This is a genomic window from Corynebacterium kalidii, from assembly GCF_022869005.1.
Lineage (GTDB): Bacteria > Actinomycetota > Actinomycetes > Mycobacteriales > Mycobacteriaceae > Corynebacterium > Corynebacterium kalidii.
This window is the reverse complement of sequence record NZ_JALIEA010000006.1, coordinates 87,774-104,125: the sequence shown is the minus strand read 5'-3', so window position 1 is coordinate 104,125 and position 16,352 is coordinate 87,774. Positions and strand designations below refer to the sequence as shown.

At 66.6% G+C, this 16,352-nt stretch carries 17 protein-coding genes; 7 read left to right on the top strand and 10 right to left on the bottom strand.

Translation table 11 applies throughout. The annotated features are described in order from the left end of the window. Together MUN33_RS00935 and MUN33_RS00930 are read right to left on the bottom strand one after the other, a co-directional pair. Complete coding sequence (locus MUN33_RS00935; RefSeq protein ID WP_244803034.1) at positions 1–855, bottom strand: amino acid ABC transporter permease; 855 nt, start codon at positions 853–855, stop codon at positions 1–3. A 15-nt stretch (positions 856–870) separates the two neighbouring features. Beyond that, a complete protein-coding gene (locus tag MUN33_RS00930; protein WP_244803033.1) occupies positions 871–1,740 on the bottom strand; it encodes an ABC transporter substrate-binding protein in 870 nt (289 codons plus the stop codon). 130 nt (positions 1,741–1,870) lie between these two features. On the opposite strand from MUN33_RS00930, the gene MUN33_RS00925 reads away from it, so the two are divergent. Beyond that, positions 1,871–2,956: a LacI family DNA-binding transcriptional regulator gene (locus tag MUN33_RS00925; protein WP_244803032.1), complete on the top strand. Its 1,086-nt coding sequence runs from the start codon at positions 1,871–1,873 to the stop codon at positions 2,954–2,956. A 59-nt stretch (positions 2,957–3,015) separates the two neighbouring features. Here the strand turns inward: MUN33_RS00925 and MUN33_RS00920 are convergent, their stop codons facing one another. Then, positions 3,016–4,089, bottom strand: coding sequence for a YdcF family protein (locus MUN33_RS00920; protein ID WP_244803031.1), 1,074 nt, complete (start codon positions 4,087–4,089; stop codon positions 3,016–3,018). Between the two features lie 219 nt (positions 4,090–4,308). Here MUN33_RS00920 and MUN33_RS00915 point away from each other — a divergent pair, with 219 nt between their 5' ends. After that, on the top strand, positions 4,309–6,051 hold the full coding sequence (locus tag MUN33_RS00915; RefSeq protein ID WP_244803030.1) for an AMP-binding protein: 1,743 nt from the start codon (positions 4,309–4,311) through the stop codon (positions 6,049–6,051). 12 nt (positions 6,052–6,063) lie between these two features. Here MUN33_RS00915 and MUN33_RS00910 read toward each other — a convergent pair whose 3' ends face one another. Further along, entirely contained in the window at positions 6,064–6,474 is a 411-nt protein-coding gene (locus MUN33_RS00910; RefSeq protein WP_244803029.1) for an arsenate-mycothiol transferase ArsC, read from the bottom strand. Continuing rightward, a complete protein-coding gene (gene arsB / locus MUN33_RS00905) occupies positions 6,471–7,544 on the bottom strand; it encodes an ACR3 family arsenite efflux transporter (protein WP_244803073.1) in 1,074 nt (357 codons plus the stop codon). Before arsB ends, MUN33_RS00910 begins: the two co-directional genes overlap by 4 nt. A 124-nt stretch (positions 7,545–7,668) precedes the next feature. Between arsB and MUN33_RS00900 the strand changes: the two genes are divergently transcribed. Both MUN33_RS00900 and chrA read left to right on the top strand, forming a co-directional pair. Beyond that, positions 7,669–8,022 (top strand): ArsR/SmtB family transcription factor, encoded by a 354-nt coding sequence (locus MUN33_RS00900; RefSeq protein WP_244803028.1) that lies wholly within the window; start codon positions 7,669–7,671, stop codon positions 8,020–8,022. A 76-nt stretch (positions 8,023–8,098) separates the two neighbouring features. Next, positions 8,099–9,325 (top strand): chromate efflux transporter, encoded by a 1,227-nt coding sequence (gene chrA, locus MUN33_RS00895; RefSeq protein WP_244803027.1) that lies wholly within the window; start codon positions 8,099–8,101, stop codon positions 9,323–9,325. A 34-nt stretch (positions 9,326–9,359) separates the two neighbouring features. Here the strand turns inward: chrA and MUN33_RS00890 are convergent, their stop codons facing one another. Continuing rightward, entirely contained in the window at positions 9,360–10,019 is a 660-nt protein-coding gene (locus MUN33_RS00890; RefSeq protein WP_244803026.1) for a GntR family transcriptional regulator, read from the bottom strand. A 274-nt stretch (positions 10,020–10,293) separates the two neighbouring features. Here MUN33_RS00890 and MUN33_RS00885 point away from each other — a divergent pair, with 274 nt between their 5' ends. Then, positions 10,294–11,073: an SDR family NAD(P)-dependent oxidoreductase gene (locus MUN33_RS00885; RefSeq protein WP_244803025.1), complete on the top strand. Its 780-nt coding sequence runs from the start codon at positions 10,294–10,296 to the stop codon at positions 11,071–11,073. A gap of 166 nt (positions 11,074–11,239) precedes the next feature. Here the strand turns inward: MUN33_RS00885 and MUN33_RS00880 are convergent, their stop codons facing one another. From MUN33_RS00880 to MUN33_RS00870, 3 genes are all read right to left on the bottom strand, one after another. Next, entirely contained in the window at positions 11,240–12,718 is a 1,479-nt protein-coding gene (locus MUN33_RS00880) for a GntT/GntP/DsdX family permease (protein ID WP_255804992.1), read from the bottom strand. Positions 12,719–12,897: 179 nt separating this feature from the next. Next, positions 12,898–13,899 carry a transketolase family protein gene (locus tag MUN33_RS00875; RefSeq protein WP_244803023.1) on the bottom strand — a complete coding sequence of 334 codons (1,002 nt, stop codon included), beginning with the start codon at positions 13,897–13,899 and terminating at the stop codon, positions 12,898–12,900. Beyond that, complete coding sequence (locus tag MUN33_RS00870) at positions 13,889–14,758, bottom strand: transketolase (RefSeq protein ID WP_244803022.1); 870 nt, start codon at positions 14,756–14,758, stop codon at positions 13,889–13,891. The genes MUN33_RS00875 and MUN33_RS00870 overlap by 11 nt, the downstream gene beginning before the upstream one ends. A 545-nt stretch (positions 14,759–15,303) precedes the next feature. Between MUN33_RS00870 and MUN33_RS00865 the strand changes: the two genes are divergently transcribed. Continuing rightward, positions 15,304–15,444, top strand: coding sequence for a hypothetical protein (locus tag MUN33_RS00865; protein WP_244803021.1), 141 nt, complete (start codon positions 15,304–15,306; stop codon positions 15,442–15,444). Between the two features lie 35 nt (positions 15,445–15,479). On the opposite strand, the gene MUN33_RS00860 is transcribed toward MUN33_RS00865, so the two are convergent. Next, positions 15,480–15,719, bottom strand: coding sequence for a hypothetical protein (locus tag MUN33_RS00860; RefSeq protein ID WP_244803020.1), 240 nt, complete (start codon positions 15,717–15,719; stop codon positions 15,480–15,482). Between the two features lie 105 nt (positions 15,720–15,824). Here MUN33_RS00860 and MUN33_RS00855 point away from each other — a divergent pair, with 105 nt between their 5' ends. Further along, positions 15,825–16,343: a hypothetical protein gene (locus MUN33_RS00855; RefSeq protein ID WP_244803019.1), complete on the top strand. Its 519-nt coding sequence runs from the start codon at positions 15,825–15,827 to the stop codon at positions 16,341–16,343. Positions 16,344–16,352 lie beyond the last annotated feature (9 nt).

The following is a 16,352-nucleotide window of genomic DNA, read 5'->3' as shown; positions in this document are numbered from 1 at the left end:
CTATTCGTTGTCGGTGCGGTCGGTGCGGTCGGTGCGTGTGGTTCGTGCTGTGCCCTCGGTGCCATCTCCACCGGAGGTCGGCATGGGCGCGGCGGACACCGCGTTGACCGCGGCGACCTCCTCCAGGCCGCTCACCGGGGCGGACGGCCTGCGCCTGGAAGAGCGCAGCCGGTCATCGAAGTAGTTGACCAGGTGGGTCAGCGGCACGGTGATGACAAGGTAGAAGATCCCGGCGAGCAGCAGCGGCGACAGGTTGCCGGTGAGGACGGCGGCATCCTGCCCGACCCGGAACAGCTCGCGCTCACTGGTGAGCAGCCCGAGGAAGTAGACCAGGGACGACGCCTTGATGACCGAGATGAACTGGTTCACCAGGGCGGGGAGGACCCGGCGGATGCCCTGCGGGATGACCACCAGTCGCATACCGGAGCTACGTGACATGCCGAGCGCCCTGCAGGCCTCCAACTGGCTCTTGTCGACCGACTGGATGCCGGAGCGGAAGATCTCGCCGATGTAGGCTCCGGCGATCAGGCTCAACGCCAGGATCCCCAGCGGGTACGGGGTGGCGCCGAAGATCTCCTGGCTGATGCGTGCGAAGCCCTGGCCGATCAGCAGGATCGTGACGACCTCGGGAAGGCCGCGGAAGATGTCGGTGTAGATACGTGCCGGGTAGCGCAGCCACCGTGACCTGGATATGCCCATCACGGCGAGGATCATGCCGAGGACAATGCCGATCACGGTCGCGATGACCGCGAGGATCAGCGTGTTCTTCAGTCCCGTCCCGATCATGTGGGGCAGTACCTCGCCCATCGCACCGAAATCCAGGAAGGTACTCCGTAGGTTCTCCAGCCAGTCCATGATGTTGTCCTTCGTTCAGCGTCGGTCGGGGTTGGTGGTGGCGTCCTGCTCGTCGGAGGGCAGGTACATCGCGGGCATCGGGGTGTCGGGGAAGTACTTCTCGTGGAGTCGCTTCCATGTGCCGTCCTCCATCGCGTCACGCAGACCCCGGTTCAGGGCCTCGCGGAGCTCGGGACGGTCCTTGGCGACGGCGAACCCGGCCGGGGCGTCGAACGACGGGACGTCCTCGATGCTGGTGAAGTCCGGGGTGGTGCCGAGGTAGAGCTTCGCCGACTCGAAGTCGAGGAAGTAGGTGTCGATGGTGCCGTTGCGCAGGGCGGCGGTGCCCGCGTTGTGTTCGGGGAAGCGGACGAGGTCGGCCTCGGGGAAGTTCTCGACGGCGTAGAGTTCCTGCAGCGAGCCCTGGGAGACGCCCATCCGGGTGCCCGCCAGATCGTCCCGGCTGGTCACCGGCCCTCCTTTCGTGCCGAGGATGGTGAGGTAACCGGCGAGGTACCCGTCGGAGAAATCCACGGTGCGCTGGCGGTCTTCGGTGATGCCGATCGCGGCGACCCCCACGTCGAACATGCCGGTGGCCACACCGGGGAGCACGGAGGCGAACTCCTGTCCGGCGAAGTTGACGTCCTCGATACCGATACGGTGCGCCACGTCGGTGAACAGCTCGACGTCGAATCCGGTGAACTCACCGGCCATGTTGGCGTACGTGTAGGGCCGGAGGTCCCCGACGGCGGCGACACGGAGGCTGCCCGGGGAGATGAGTCCGTAGGGGTTCTCGTCACTGCCGGGGGTCGACCCACAGGCAGCCACGGCGAAGCCGACCAGTGCCGTGACGACGACGGCGAGCAGGCTCCGCAGCGGCGTGCGGGGGCGTGCGCAGGGTTTCACGATGGTCCTCTCGTCGGTGCACTGATGTGAGTCCGGTCTCACTTTGGGTCTGATACCGGTCTCAGTTGCGGCAACAGTAGACGTGACTCAGATAACATGTCAAGAGGTAGTTTCGACAGGAGGACAACACATGGCCGACACCCCCGCTGGCAGACAGCGCGAAGTCACCGTCACCGATGTCGCACGTCTGGCCGGGGTGGGGAAAGCCACCGCCGCCCGCGCCCTCGGCGAATACGGGCACGTCAGCGAGGAGAAACGCGAGCTGGTCCTGGCAGCCGCGGAACGTCTCGGCTACCGTCCCAACGAACTCGCGCGCTCGATGAACACCGGGCGGACACGGACCCTCGGGGTCATCGTCGGCGACATCGAGAACTCGTATTTCGGGAACGCGACACGCGGGATCACCGACGTCGCCCGCCGTGCCGGGTACGACGTGATCCTGCTCAATACAGATGAAAATGTCACCGTCGAGATCGAGGCCGTCCGGGTCCTCACCGAGAAACGCGTCGACGCGATGATCGTCTCCCCCGCCTCCGCCTACGCAGTCGACCACCTGCAGCACCTGGTGGACACGAACTACCCACTGGTCCTGCTCGACCGGACGATCGCGGGCCTGCCGGCACCTGCGGCGGTGATCGACATCGTCCCCGCCGCCGAAGAGGCCACCGCGCGGCTCATCGCCCTCGGCCACCGGAGGATCGCCTTCCTGTCGGCGCTCACCACCGACGGGATGACGTTCCACGGCCTCCCGCTGGGGGTGTCCTCGGTGGCCGAACGCATCTCCGGGATGCTCGCCGCCCTCGAGGCCGCCGGCATCCGGCCCGACCACGACCTCCTACGGTTCGGCGCCGTCGACCGTGCCTCCACCGACCGGATCCTCGGCGAACTCCTCCAGCGGGACGCACCCCCCACCGCCCTCGTCGCCTCGGACAGCACTGTGGTCCGGGACGTACTGGCCGCCCTGAAATCCCGCGGCCTCCGCGTCCCGGCCGACATCTCGCTGGTGAGCTTCGACGACACAGGCTGGGAGGAGTTCACCGACCCGCCGCTCACCGTGGTCTCGCAACCGGTGCACGCGAACGGCGAGGACGCCGCACGCATGGCCCTGCGGATCCTCGGGGTCGACGTGCTCGGGACCGGTGACAGCGCCGGGCACGGCGACCGGCTGACCGCCCACCTGGTGGAGCGCAGTTCACTGGGACCGCCGGCCTCCTGAGAACCCGCGGCGATGGTGGTTCCGGTGGAGCGAAACCACCAATCCCCCGGGCTGACGGGTCACGCGGGCCCCGGTCCCATCGCCGGCACCACGACCAGGGTGAAGGCGACCGACAGCAGGACGAGCACGGCGAGGCTGAGGACGGTGAACCGGAGCCGGTCGCGGATCACCCCGGCGAATTCGCGGATCACCGCGCTCGGGTAGTAGTACCAGGCGGTAGGCGCGCCGACGGCATGTGCGTTCATCCCCAGGGTCCTGGTCAGCAGGGCGGCACGGAACACGTGGTAGCTGCTGGTCGCAACGACCACCGGCGAGGAGGGGTCGTCGAGGAGTGCGCGGGAGAACCGAAGGTTCTCCTCGGTGTTGCGCGACCGGGTTTCGGCGACCACGGTGGCCGGGTCGGCGCCCTGCCGGATGAGGTAGTCGCGCATAGCCTCCCCTTCGGGCCGTGGCTCGTCGGGTCCCTGTCCACCGCTGGCGATGATCACGGGTGTGCCGTGGAACTGCCTCTGGACGGCCAGCCCGCGGTCGAGTCTGGCCGCGAGCAGCGGCGTGACGTCGCCGTCGATCAGACCGGCACCCAGGACGATCACCACCTCCGGTGGCTTACGGATACGCCGCCACCGGTAGAGCAGTGAGGCGGCGGTGAAGGCGGCGAAGATGAAGCCGAAGTAGAGCACGACCAACGTGGCCGACATGTGTACCGCGTACCGGACCATGCCGACGGCGTCGGCGCGGGGTGTGTCCGACGGGGCGAGCATCCCGAGCGTCGTCGGCAGGAACAGCAGGCCCACGCCCGCGATGAGGGCGAGGGCGTTGCCCAGCGAACGGCTCTCCCTACGCAGCACGGTGGCGCCCGAGTACAGCAGGAACAGCACTAGCAACGGGTACCCGACGACGATGCCCAGCAGGAGCGTACCGATCACGATGACGCTGGCGACCGTGAGCGGGACCAGGTTGCCCCGTTCGGCGAACAGCAGGCCCACCCCGAGGGCGAGCAGCCCCAGGCCCATCGTCAGGTAGACAGGCGTGGCGATGCGCCGACCGTCCCGGATCAGGCCGACGACCCCAGCCGCCAGGAGGACGGCCCCCAGGGCGGTGACGACGGCCAGGACGACGGACGGTGCTGCCATGGAGACTCCTCGTACGACGCTGGGACGGTAACGGAAGAAAACGGTCTGCCCGTGCCGGAGCCGGGCAGACTGCCAACCGTAGCTGATCCGGATGTCGCCGCAGGTACCACCGGCGTTCGCGGTTCCGCTGACGGATATGCCTTCGGAAACTAACGTAAACGGCGTAAACCATGTGATTCCATAACCATGCTGTACATAGAATCTCTCCGAAGGAGCACCATGAGCGCATCCACCCCTGCCGTCACCCTCACGCAGATACCCACATTGGCGAAGGGGACACTGCCGCTGTTCAAGTCCGGGGTCCTCGGACCCATGTCGCCTGTCGCCATGGGCAAGGCCCTCAAGTACATCTACCAGTGGGAGTTCCTGCCCGCCGGCATCCTCGCCCTCGGTGCGGCGCGCGACCCCCACCACACCGCCATCATCGACGACGCTGGCTCCATAACCTACTCGGAACTGCATGAACAGACGAACCTGCTGGCGAAGGCCCTCTACCGCTCCGGGATCCGGGAGCGCGACAGGATCGGCGTCCTGTCCAGGAACCACCGCGGGTTCATCATGGCGCTGTGCGCGCACGGACGTCTGGGCACCGACATCGTCCTGTTCAACACCGGTGCGTCGGCCCACCAGACCCGCGCGGTGATCAAGGAGCAGAAGATCGACCTGCTCTTCATCGACGAGGAGTTCATCCCCCTGCTCCCGGCGGGGTTCGACGAGTGCCCCGTGATCGTCAACTGGGAGGAGAACCACACCACGGCCGCGCGGATCCCGGAGGGGCACCAGTACGACGAGGTCGAGTACGCGGGCAACGTCGCCGAGGCGACGGCCACCGCGAACCACGCGACCAGGAACCCGGACTGGCCGACGTTGACCCAGGTCCTGCGTTCCACCCCGCACGAGCAGAAGATCCCGGCCCGTCCGCGCCGTGGACGCACGATCATCCTCACCTCCGGCACGACCGGCACACCCAAGGGCGCACGGCGGCCGGAACCACGGACGTACCTGCCGGCGTCGTCGATCATGTCGCGGATCCCGCTGAAGCAGCACCGCGGGTACTACATCGCGGCGCCGATGTTCCACACCTGGGGCTTCGCGCAGATCCAGCTGGGTCTGGCACTGCGCAGCACCCTGATCCTCCAGCGCCGGTTCTCGCCGGTCGAGGCGGTGAAGCTGATCGAGGCGAACCGTCCGGACGCGATCGCGATCGTGCCGACGATGCTGCGGCGCCTGCTCGCGGCCGTGCCGGACGACTTCAACCCCGGGACCCGGGTCATCACCGCCTGCGGCGAGGCACTGCCACCGGCGGTGATCGAGGAGACCACCGCGAAATTCGGCAACGTGCTCTACAACCTCTACGGCTCCACCGAGGTCAGCTGGGCGTCCATCGCGAAGCCGGAGGAGCTGGCCGAGCACCCGACCACCGCCGGCAAGCCGCCGATGGCCACCGTCCTGAAGATCTTCGACGACAACGGCACGGAACTGCCCGAGGGCGAGATCGGACGGATCTTCGTCGGCAACGACATGCTGTTCGAGGGCTACACGCGCCCCGGCGTGGACAAGGAGACCATCCGGGGGCTCGTCGCCACCGGCGACCTGGGGTACTACCGGGACGGGCTGCTCTACATCGCCGGACGCAGCGACGACATGATCGTCTCCGGCGGCGAGAACGTCTTCCCGCAGGAGACCGAGGATGTCCTCTACGGACTACCTGAGGTCGAGGAAGTCCACGTGCAGGGCGTCGACGACGCCGACTTCGGCCAGTCCCTCTGCGCCTACGTCGTCCTCGCCGGCGACGCGGCCGGGACCGACCGGGAGGCCTTCACAGAGAAGGCGAAGGCGGCCGTCAAGGACAAGCTCGCCCGGCACAACGTCCCCCGCAGCTACGTCTTCCTGGAATCGCTCCCCCGCAACGCGGTGGGCAAGGTCGTCCCCCGCGAGCTGCCGGACCCCGCCGGGGAGTAGCGGCCGGGGCGCTCACAGCCGGTCGAGCAGGTCCGCCACCCGGGCGGCGATGTCGTCCCGGATCAGCCGCATCCGTTCCGCACCGTCGATCCCCCGGTCGGACGGCTCGTCGGTGGGCCACCGTTCCAGCGTCCCGACGGCGTCGGCCGGGAGCTCGAGCTGCGCCTGGTGCCCGACGACGATAACACGGTCCGCCCGTCGCAGGAGCCCCGGGTCGACCCCCTTCGGACGGTCGCCGGACATGTCGGCGCCGACCTCGGCGACCGCCAGCTCCGACTGCCCGTTGAGCCGGTCACCGGGGTGGGTGCCTGCGGAGTGCACCTCGACGGCCTCCCCGGCGCGGTGCCGGGTCAGGGCCGCGGCCATCTGGGACTTACCGGCGTTGCTGACGCAGACGAACAGGACGCAGGGACGGGTGGTCATGACGGGACGTGCTCCTTCGGTCGACGGGTGGGTAGCGGCGCGGTGGGGTCTCCGGCGAACAGTACCGGCCCGGCCCGCCGCATGACGTACACGAGCGCGACGAGGACGGGGACCTCGATCAACGGCCCGACAGTGCCCGCCAGCGCCTGGCCGGAGGCGGCACCGAACGTCCCGATGGCCACGGCGATCGCCAGCTCGAAGTTGTTGCCCGCCGCGGTGAACGCCACCGACGCCGACCGGGCGTAGTCGAGCCCCGACACCTTCGCCGTCACCAGTGCGAGGGCGAACATGCCCAGGAAGTAGATCACCAGCGGCACGGCCAGCCGCGCCACCGCCCACGGATTCGCCGCGATCTGCTCACCCTGGAGAGAGAACAACAGCACGATCGTGTACAGCAACCCGATCAGGGCCAGTGGGGAGATTCTCGGCAGGTAGCTGTTCTCGTACCAGTCGCGACCCTTCACCTTCTCCCCCAGCAGGCGTGAGGCCACCCCGGCGAGGAGCGGGATGCCCAGGAACACCAGCACCGAGGTCACGATCGTCCAGAAGGAGAACTCCGCCGAGGTTGTCTCCAACCCCAGCCAGGACGGCAGTACCTGCAGGTAGAACCAGCCGAGCACCGCGAACATGAGCACCTGGAACACGGAATTGATCGCCACCAGCACAGCGGTGGCCTCCCGGTCGGCGCACGACAGGTCGGACCAGACCAGCACCATGGCGATGCAGCGGGCGAGTCCGACGATGATCAACCCGGTGCGCAGTTCGGGCTGGTCCGGAAGAAAGACCCAGGCCAGGACGAACATGAGCAACGGGCCGACGATCCAGTTCAGGACCAGCGACACGCTCATCAGCCGGGTGTCCCCGGCGATCCTGCCGGCTTTGTCGTACCGGACCTTCGCCAGCGGCGGGTACATCATCACCAGCAGACCCACCGCGATAGGGATGGATATGCCGCCGATCTCCAATGCCCCCAGGGCATCCCGGAGGCCGGGGACCGTGCGGCTGATGACCAGGCCGGCGGCCATGGCCAGGATGATCCAGACCGGGAGAAAACGGTCCAGGAACGACATCCGGGCCGGCGCGGCGTCAGATCTCGGTGGTGGGGTCACGGGCCTCGTCCTCGCTCCATATCGACAGTGGTCAATATCAGAAGGTAGTTCCCGTATCGACATTCGTCAATGTAGCGTGGTGACCATGAGCACCGCCCAGCCCCTGCCCGCCGCTGCCCCGGACATCGAGCAGTGTTGTTCACTCGGGACCGGCCCGCTGACCCAGGACGAGTCGGTGCACTACGCCGGGCTGTTCAAGGTGCTGGCGGAGCCGGTACGGCTGCGCATCCTGTCGCAGCTGGCCGCCGCGGGATGCGAGCCGGCCAGTGTCGGTGAACTCACCGGGATGATGGGGCTGAGCCAGCCGACGATCTCGCACCACCTGAAGAAGATGACCGAGGCAGGCCTGCTGGCACGCCACCGTGACGGTCGCACCGTGATCCACCGGGTCCGGCCCGAGGTCTTCACCGCGCTGCGGACCGTGTTACAGATCGGCTGAGCCCCGCCGCCTCGTTCACCCAAAGTTCACCCGGTCCGCGTTGACCGGGGTGGCCCGAGGTTGTCAAGATCGTCACGTGCCCCGAACCCCGCCCCACGGCCGCGACGTACGACCAGGAAACACAGGAGCAACCTGGGAGGTCTTCCTCGTTTTCCTCCGCCTCGGCCTCACCAGCTTCGGCGGCCCGGTCGCCCATCTGGCGTTCTTCCGCGAGGCCTTCGTGGAGCGCCGCGCGTGGTTGTCCGAGAAGGCCTACGCGGACCTCGTCGCGCTGTGCCAGTTCCTCCCCGGCCCCGCGTCGTCCCAGGTGGGGATGACCATCGGACTCCAGAGAGCCGGGTACGCCGGGATGTTCGCCGCGTGGTTCGCGTTCACGATGCCCTCGGTCGTGCTTCTCGTCGCCTTCGCCTACGGCCTGGCCGCCGTCGGCGACCTCTCCGACGCCGGCTGGATCGACGGGCTGAAGGCCGCCGCCGTCGCCGTCGTCGCACACGCCGTCCTGGGTATGGCCCGGTCTCTGACGCCCGACGCACCCCGGGCCACCATCGCGGCGGCGGCGATGATCGTCGTCCTGCTCTTCCCCGGCCCGGCGACCCTGGCGATCGCCGTCGCGGTGGCCGGCCTCGTCGGTTTCCTCTGGCTCACCCCGCAGGAGCAGGCCCCGCGGGCGGAGGACGCCTTCGCGGTCCGGGTGTCCCGACGGACCGCTGTCGCGTGCCTGGGGTTGTTCGCCCTGCTGCTGGCCGGGCTTCCCCTGCTCGCCGCGTGGACGCAGAACGCCTACCTGTCGCTGGCCGACGTCTTCTACCGCGCGGGGTCGCTGGTCTTCGGCGGCGGCCATGTGGTGCTGCCGCTCCTGCAGGCGGAGACCGCCGGCCTCGTCGACCCCGAGGTCTTCCTCGCCGGGTACGGGGCCGCCCAGGCGGTCCCGGGGCCGTTGTTCACCGTCGCCGGTTTCCTCGGCGCATCCAGCTCCGGGACGGTGACCGGCATTGTCGGCGCACTGGTCGCCACCGTGGCGATATTCCTGCCGGCCGCGCTGCTGGTGGTGGGCACGCTACCCTTCTGGGAGGCACTGCGGGGAAACGCCGCCACCCGCAGGGTACTGACGGGCATCAACGCCGGGGTGGTGGGCATCCTCGCCGCCGCGCTGTACGACCCGGTGTTCACCACCGGAATCCTCGGCAACGGCGTCAACGCCCTGGTACTGGCCGTCGCGGCGTTCGTGGCGCTCCACAGCTGGAAGGTCCCGGCCTGGGCCGTGGTGATCGCCGCGGGCGCCCTGGGGTGGGTCGTTTTCTAGGGGACCGTCACCGGAAACCGCAGGTCAGGGGACGCTACGCCACCAGGTTGTCCGACGCCCACTTCAGGTGCTCTGCGACTGCGCGACGGGCCGCCTCCGGGTCACCGGCCTCGATGGCCTTCACGATCTCCATGTGCTTCCCCACGTCCATGTTCCCCACCGCACGCTCCACCCCCGCATACATGATCGACATGCGGATCGACCCCTCCAACGACGTCCACGAGTGCAGCAATGTCGCGTTGCCGGTCAGGCTGCACAGCGCACGGTGAAAGCTGAGGTCGCACTCGATGCGGTCATCCAGTCGTTCGGTCCCGGCCTCTGCCATCCGGTCCAGTGCGGACTGAAGTTCCGCGACAGTCCCCGTGCGGTCGTCCTGGAGCGCCAGCTCAGCAGCAGCGAGCCCCTCCAGCGCAGAACGGACGACGAAGATCTCGCGGATCTCATGTGCCTCGAGGCTCCTCACCGACAGGCGACCGCGATCCCCCAGGACGACGAGTCCCTCCTGCTGCAGCTGACGGAGCGCTTCACGCAGGGTCCCTCTGCTGATACCGAGCTGTTCCGACAGTTCGGTCTCGATCAACGCACTCCGGGGCGGAAGACCTCCCCGGGTGATCGCCGTCCGCAGCGCAGACAGCGCCTGCTCCCGGAGATTCGTCTTCTTCAGCCCCAGAAGAGCATTCTGCTTCTCCGACACGTTCCACGTCCTCTCACACCACTGCTGACAGTCGTCAACCGACATAAGAACTGTACATCGACAGCGGGCAAACGCAGCACGAACGCAGTGACCGGGCCGCACGGACCGGTCAACCTACACCATCGCTCCGCACCTGCAGGCTTTCATTGTCGACAGTTAACCGTTACCGGTTGACAATATCTCGCGAAGGGGGGAGTCTTGAATCACACCAGTTTCACCGCTATCGGACAGATCACAGGCGTCCGGCGAGACAAAAAAGAAGGAGCAGGACCACATGTCACTCAGCACCCCACCCGAGATCGGCCAGCGCACTGCCGTGGTCACCGGAGCCGCCTCCCCCCGCGGCATCGGTCAGGCCACGGCCCGCCGGTACGCCCGCGAAGGCTGGGCGGTCGTCGTCCTCGACCTGGACGCGGCCTCCGCGCAGGCCGCGGCAGAGTCCATCGCCTCCGAATTCGGGGTCCCCTCCGCCGGCTTCGCCTGTGACGTGACCTCAGAGGACTCCGTGGCAAACGCGGCACAGACCATCGTCGACAGCGACCTGCCGCCCGTCGGGGCCCTCGCCAACATCGCGGGGATCCCCTCCCCCTCGGCATTCGAGGAGCTCGGACTCGACGAATGGAACCGCGTGATCGCCGTCAACCTCACCGGCAGCTTCCTGACCAGCAAGGAATTCGTCCCGCAGATGATCGCCGGCGGCTACGGCCGGATCGTCAACATGTCGTCGGTCACCGCACAACACGGGGGCGGGGTCTTCTCCAGAACCGCCTACGCCGCCGCGAAGGCCGGCGTCATCGGGCTCACCCGTGGCCTGGCGCGTGAACTCGCCGAACACGGCATCACCGTCAACGCCGTCGCCCCGGGGGTCGTCGACACCGACATCCGTGCCGGGTCCGACGACGAGAACGAGCGTCGACTCGCCCAGGCTGTGCCGCTCCGCAGGCAGGGCACTCCGGACGAGATGGCGGCGCTGTTCGTCTGGCTCTCCAGCCACGACGCCGGCTACATCACCGGCACGACCCAGAACATCAACGGCGGCTCCTACATCAGCTGACGGTCACCGCCCGTAGGCCACGACAGCGGGCAGAGAAAAGTCTGGCCCCGTGCACGGATCCGGGTGGATTCCGTGCACGGGGCCAGACTTCTTCTGTCACGTCCCCGCCCGGGGAAGCTCCCCGGCCGCCATTGTCCGGAAGCTCGTCAGGACGCTCGTCAGGACACTACGGGACGACGACCCAGAGTCCGCACGTGATGGCAAATCCGGTGAGGGCAAGCGTCAGGCCCATGACCGACCAAGTCTTCAGCCCATCGATGACGGAGAGACCGAGGTACCGCGTGGTGATCCAGAAGGCCGAGTCATTGACGTGCGTGAGGGAGTTCGATCCACAACCGATCGCGATCGTCAACAAGGCGACCTGGACGACGCTGTAGTCCCCCGACAGCACGGTCGCCGCGATGATGCCTCCGGTGGTCTGCGCAGCGACCGTCCCCGAGCCCTGCGCCGCCTTCAACGCCGCAGCAAGGAGGAACACCAGCGGCAGAATGGGCATACCCGTCGCAAGGAGCGCGTCGGATATCGCTTCGCCGATGCCGGTGGCCGTCAGAACTGCCGCGAATACCCCACCGGCGCCGGTGACGAAGACCACGACCGCTGCCGGACCAAGCGCGTCGTCCATGATTTCGGAGACCTTCGCACCGCGACGCTTATGCCGGATCCCCAGGAGGTAGTATCCGAGCACCGCAGCCACCAGGAGGGCGAAGGCCGGGGCACCGATGAAGCTCGTGTACTCAAGGGCCGCATGCCCGTCAGGAAGAACCAGGTCAGTGACCGTTCCGACCGCAATCATCAGCAGCGGAAGGAGGATACACAACAAGACTTCCCATGTTGCAGGAGTGGTCACATGGGCCGATTCATCGTCGACACGACCGTCGGCATCATCGCCATCCCCTCCGGCGTCACCGCCACCACCGTCACCGCCACCACCGTCACCGCCACCACCGTCACCGCCACCACGGACCGGTTGCGCATGTGCCGATGTCGAGACAGCTGCGAATCGCCGCGCGACATCGGGCGTCATGACATAGTCCTTCAGGTTCAGGAACTTCGCCATGTAGACCGCCACGAACCCGACCGGCACCGCGACAACCAACCCGACCATGAGCAGGACACCGACGTCTCCGCCGAGACTTTCCGTGGCCGCAGTGATTCCGGGATGCGGGGGCAACGTGTTGTGCAGGTAGACCATGAAAGGAGCAATGGGGAGTCCGAGGATCACCGGACTTCGATGCCCCGCCATCCGGGCGAAAGAATAGACGATCGGCACCAGCAGGATGAAAGCCACGTCATAGAAGATGGGTATGGCGACGAGTGATGCGGCGAGGAGAAGTGCGGTTCCGGACCGTTTCTCCCCGAGACGGCTCCGGAAGGAATGTGCGAGAACGGCAGCGGAACCGGATTTCTCCAGGATCCCGCCCAGCATCGCCCCGAGACCGACGAGGAGCGCCACACTTCCCAGGGTGCTTCCCATGCCGTCGATGATGAGTGGCATCACCTCACTCGGCGACGTCCCGGCGGCCAACGCCGTGACGACCGCGACGGCAAGCAAGGCGATATACGCGGGCCACTTCATGACCGTAACCAGAACGAGAAGGGCCACGATAGCGACAATCGCGAGAACTATTAAGTAACCGGCACCCATGGTGCCCCCTTTCACGTAAGCGCCCGGATGCTCACATCGGAAAGAAAATATGACGCAAACAACGCCTGCCATCACTGCAACATAGCAGCACGCAACGATTCCTCACCGCAGCCTCAGGCACTTACCCTTGAATTTTCCCGTGCCCCTCGGAGAAGCACGCGTACCGGACCAGAAATTCATCAACCCTGACTGGAACGAATGGTTCGTTCCATTGCCCCAGCACTGATTCCGTAGCGCTCCTCGAGGGTGGGGAGCGCGCCCGCACTCGGGAATTCATCAGGTAGTGCGATCGGCGTGATCTTCCGGCCGACGCCGTTCCGCGCGGCAGCTGACGCCACGGCAGAGAAGAGCCCGCCGACAACCGAATGGTTCTCCGCGGTGAACACCGGGCGCTCGGAACGGACGATCGCGTCGATGACCGCCTTCTCGTCGAGGGGCTTGATGGTCGCCAGGTGAAGAACCTCGACCTCGATACCGTCCCTGTCCAGCTTCTCAGCGGCCTCCAGGACACGTTGGGTTGCGAGACCGGAGCTGATGACCAGGGCATTCCCTCCGTCCCGCAGCTTCCGGGCCTTTCCGAGCTCGAACTCCCCGTCGTAGTTGTGCAGGATCTTGGGCACCCGCCCCCGCAGGAGACGCATATAGGTCGGTCCGTCGACCGCCGCCATCGCCGGCGTCGCCGCCTGGATGTCGGTCGCGTCACAGGGATCGAGGATCGTCAGGTGCGGACACGCCTGGAGGATCGCCAGGTCATCGAAGGCCATGTGACTGGGACCGTAGCCGGTCGTCAGCCCGGGCAGGGCACACACGAGGTTGACGTTGAGTTTCTGCTCGGCGATGTCGAGGAGCAGCCAGTCGTAGGCTCGACGGGTCGCGAACACGGAGTACGTGGATGCGAACGGTACGAAACCCTCCTGCGCGAGTCCCGCCGCTGCACCCATCATCGCCATCTCGGCCATGCCCACCTGGTAGAAGCGATCTGGGAGCGCGTCACGGAAGATGTGCATGTCCGTGTACTTCGCGAGGTCCGCCGACAACCCGACGATGCGGTCGTCGTTCTCCGCGGCGTCGAGCAACGCGTGCCCCAGGGGTGCGGACACCGTCTCGACACCCTCGCCCGCCACGTCGGCGATCATCGCGCCGGAGCGCAGGACCGTTCCGCTGTTCTTGTCACTGACCATTGCCGAATCCTTCCTTGAGCTGCTTTTTCACCTGTACCCACTCCTCTTCGTCGACCCTCATGAAGTGGAGCTTGTCCCTGTTCTCCAGCATGGGGACCCCCTTCCCCATCACGGTCCGACAGACAAGCACGTGGGGTCGTCCGTCCTCGGCGGCGCGGGCGGTCTCCAGGGCCCGGATGAGAGCCTCGATGTCGTGGCCGTCCACGTCATGCGCGGTCCAGCCGAAGGCTTCGAACCGCCGTGCCGTCGCGGAACCGTCCAGCAGTTCGCCAGGCCGCGTCGAACCGTCAGCCTGCTGACCGTTGACGTCGACGACAGCGACGATGTTCTTCAACTTCAGGTCACCGGCGACCTTGGCGGCTTCCCACGTCGACCCTTCGTCCAGCTCACCGTCCGACAGCAGATTCACGACGATCTGAGAACCGCCCTTCCTCGCCAACGCCATCGCGGCACCCAGCGCGATCGGAAGACCGTGACCGAGTGAACCTCCCGAGATCTCGACACCGGGCGTGTAGACCGCCATCGCCGACATCGGCAGCCGGGAGTCATCCGCGGCGTAGGTCTGGAGCTCCTCCTCCGGCAGGAACTTCGCCTCCACCAGGGCCGCGTAGAGGGCGAGACCGTAGTGCCCCATCGACATGAAGCACCGGTCACGCTCCGGGTCCGCGACGTCGTGTGGGTTGAGAACCAGCTGGTCGGCATAGAGGACCGCCAGAATGTCCGCGAGATCCAGAGCCTGGCCGATGTACCCCTGCCCTTGGAGTTCCGCCTGCGTGATGGCGTACTGCCGGATGCGGTACGCCGATTCCCGGATCCGCTGCACGCGTTCTGGGTCGATGACGTCATGAGCCACTGTCATTACCCGTCCCTTTCGTTGTCAACTGTTAACAATGCACCTGTACAGTGTGACCTGGATCGCAATCATTGTCAACAGTCAACTTTCCCCATCGTGATCACACGGCAGCGAAGGCCGTGCAGGTCTCCCCGTGACACACTCGCCCACCGCCCCAGCGAACAACCGCGCTGGACCTCATCGGGCAGGACTCACCTCTGACCCGACCCTGGGTTGTTCGAGGTGAAGCCCGACCCCCGCCCGGAATGCCCCGCACCCCGCAAATACCTGTCCGCACTGCGCGAAAACGTCACCCAACCTTCGGACGGGTACGGGTCAACAACAGCCGGATAGTCCATGTCCAGCTGTTGCACGACGGGACCGATGTCATCCGTAGCACCGTGTAGCGACCCAGGCATCGACCCAAGGACAAAGAGGGGCGAGTGACCCTGGCGTGCCAGACATCAGCCAACAACACCACCACGAAATGGTGAAACACCAGATCAGTGCCGGCCAGCCGCTCATCACCTGTCCGATAACGACTGAGGCTCGCCGCCGCACTCTACGACCCGGTGTTCACCACCGGAATCCTCGGCAACTGCGTCAACGCCCTGGTACTGGCCGTCGCGGCGTTCGTGGCGCTCCACAGCTGGAAGGTCCCGGCCTGGGCCGTGGTGATCGCCGCGGGCGCCCTGGGGTGGGCGGTACTCTAGGGGCGCCCCCACATAAACATCGGTACGCGCAGCGATCAGACCAACGTCCCCAGGAAGAAGCCGATGGCCGCATAGACCACACCCCAGAACAGGGCATTCGTCACGATAGGTTTGTGTGGCCCGACGGGAAGCTTCTCGGGATCCGAGCCGCGCCCCTCCTCGAACCTCGCCTTACGCTCGGCATGCGCCTTGCGGCTTTTCGGGGTTGCCATCGCCCATGCCAGCGCCGGCCCTCCGAGCCCACCCATCAGCACCGCCATGATGATCGATTCCACCGCAACTCTCCCTCTCTCGCGCTTTTCCTTGCCACGGGCATGCCGTGTTAATTTGTACACTGTACAGACTAACATAGCTTCACAAACACAAGGAGAATGATCCCCATGCTCACCACCCGGGCCAGAATCTTCGGCGTCGGCTGCGCCGCGGTCACACTGACACTCCCCCTGGCCGCCTGTTCCGGAGGGCAGAGTGTCCACGAGGCATGCCTGCAGACGAACATCGCCCTCTCAGCAACAAGGGTCGCACTGGACACCAACCTTGAAGCTGAGGCACAGAGTGCCGCGCAGGGCGGAGACATCGACCTCAACGAGGTGTACGCCGAGACACTCGCCCCCGGCACCGAGGCCCTCGAGCGCGCACAGGACGATGTCTCGAACAGCGAGGTCAAGGAAGCTCTGGACCGTTTCGCAGAGGAGTACCAGGCGTACGTGACCACCATCGCGGAGGCCGACCTCAGCACCTATGCGGCGTTCCACCAGCTCGACCCCGACTCAGGCGAGTACCTCCAGACCGTCGATGAGGTAGAAGCCACGTCCTTGGCGCTGCAGGACAAGATCACGGCGCACATGGAAAGTCTCCACGAGTCCAGCAGCGCACTCGTCGACGTCTGCAAGGAGTAGACTGCACCC